Source organism: Prevotella amnii DSM 23384 = JCM 14753, assembly GCF_000378745.1.
In the GTDB taxonomy this organism is placed as follows: domain Bacteria; phylum Bacteroidota; class Bacteroidia; order Bacteroidales; family Bacteroidaceae; genus Prevotella; species Prevotella amnii.
In genome coordinates this window covers 1-1,859 of record NZ_KB905334.1, presented here as the reverse complement: position 1 = coordinate 1,859, position 1,859 = coordinate 1, and the positions used below count along the sequence as shown (strand labels likewise).

The window sequence follows — 1,859 nt, the reverse complement described above, 5'->3', positions numbered from 1 at the left end:
GGGCTTACTTTTGAAAAAATAAACCCCGAAGTCCAATTTTACTGGGCTTCGGGGAAGATATTTATGCTCTTTTGAGTTTTACCGGACAGCAATATATGAGAACCTAATATTTTTGTGAAATGAAAAGCTGATAAATCTACTTTCTTAACTATAACCTTTGCTTTTATGTTTAATTTTTTCTTTTTAGATATAAATTTATAGATATCAGACACAACCCCATCAAAAGATAAAGTTCCATTAGGATCATTTACTCTTACTTTCCCACCAAAACTATCATTAGCATACAAGCCTTTTACACTTATGTTTTTATAAGAATAATTATTATATACGAAAGATGGAACAGTTACGTTTAAGCCAACATTCTTTAAATCAGTAGTTCCTAAAAGGTTCATACCTATAGAGAGGTTACCATATCTTGCATCTCCTATAATTTTATACATCCTTATTAATGGACTATATATGCTCAACTTAAAATTCCTATCTTTTATTTTTAAATTTATATTAGCTTCACCTACCTTGTTCCGTAAATGCCCTTTAATACTAAGTAATTGTTTAGTACGCGTAAAAGATCCTTGATAATAAATATTACCCAAGTCAATAATCTTTTTAGGAATTTTTAATTTAAAGATATTATCTATCGACTTAAGTGTATAACTATCTATACCAAAAGATACCTTATTAAGATAAATATCTGGAACACTATGACTTAATCTTAATTCTCCCTTAGCTTTAACAAACAATGAACAATCACAAGAGGATAGTGAAAATTTAGACAACCTTATTCTATTTGCATCATATATAGAATTTATAGATAAACTAAATCTTCTATTAACATGACTCAAAGCTGGCACAAATAGCCGAACATCAGAAGTTGATATTATAGCATTATTAAATCTCACTTTACCTCTTAAAGACGACTTTTTTAATTTGCCTTTTTCAAAACAATAATACACATTAATATTAGCCCCTAACAATTTGCTATATGGTGTAACTATATTAACTTTAGAAAGCTCTGCATGCTTACTATCTGCAAACAATTTTAATCCTAATCTATCTAATTTGAATCCACTTCTTTCTTTTAAACTTAGTGAGCGAACCTCTGCACTTATGGTATCGTGAGCTATATTATTAATAATAAGATTAGCTGATAAATTTTCTATTCGTATATGATTCAAACCAAAACCATAATTTCGCAATGGCTCTCCCAAACGGTCATACTTTAAAAAGCAATTACGCATTATAAGATTACGAATAGACAGATTAAAATTACTTCTTTCAGAGTTATCCTTTGAAGATAAAGAGTCTAAGATAAATTGATAGTTGGCAGGAGCTTTTTGGGGCTTATAAAAGATGCCTTTCATACCAAAAAGTTGGACTGAAGAAACTGACAAGCAGCCTTTCTCTATCAAAGGAATTACATCTACTTTAAATGCTAAACGCTCTGCAGAAAGCATTTTATAATTCCTTTGATCATAAATAATCATATTGTTAATAACAATACGATTTAAAAAGCCTAATTCTATCTGGTCTATCTTAACGTGTGTTCCTAATTTTTCTGAAATAGCTTTAGATATACCTATACCTATTACGTTTTGTACTACTGGAAGATGCAACAGTACAATAATTATAATATAAACTATTATTATAGTTTGTATTATCCACTTAAAAAAAACACAAATCTTTCTCAATATACCTGCAAAGCTACAAAAAAAAACTTACATTTAAGTAAATAGTAACTACTTAAGTCAACTCAGAAGCTAATGCTCATAAAGAGCATAAAAAAAGCTCTGACTACATTTCTGTAATCAGAGCTTTTATTTATTATAAAAGAAGGCGGTCTCCTACTCTCCCACATTGCA

General features: G+C 29.2%; 1 protein-coding gene. It reads right to left on the bottom strand.

Annotated features, from left to right (window positions below; genetic code table 11):
- Positions 1–38: 38 nt before the first annotated feature.
- Positions 39–1,688 carry an AsmA family protein gene (locus tag F596_RS0110635; RefSeq protein ID WP_019036935.1) on the bottom strand — a complete coding sequence of 550 codons (1,650 nt, stop codon included), beginning with the start codon at positions 1,686–1,688 and terminating at the stop codon, positions 39–41.
- Positions 1,689–1,859 lie beyond the last annotated feature (171 nt).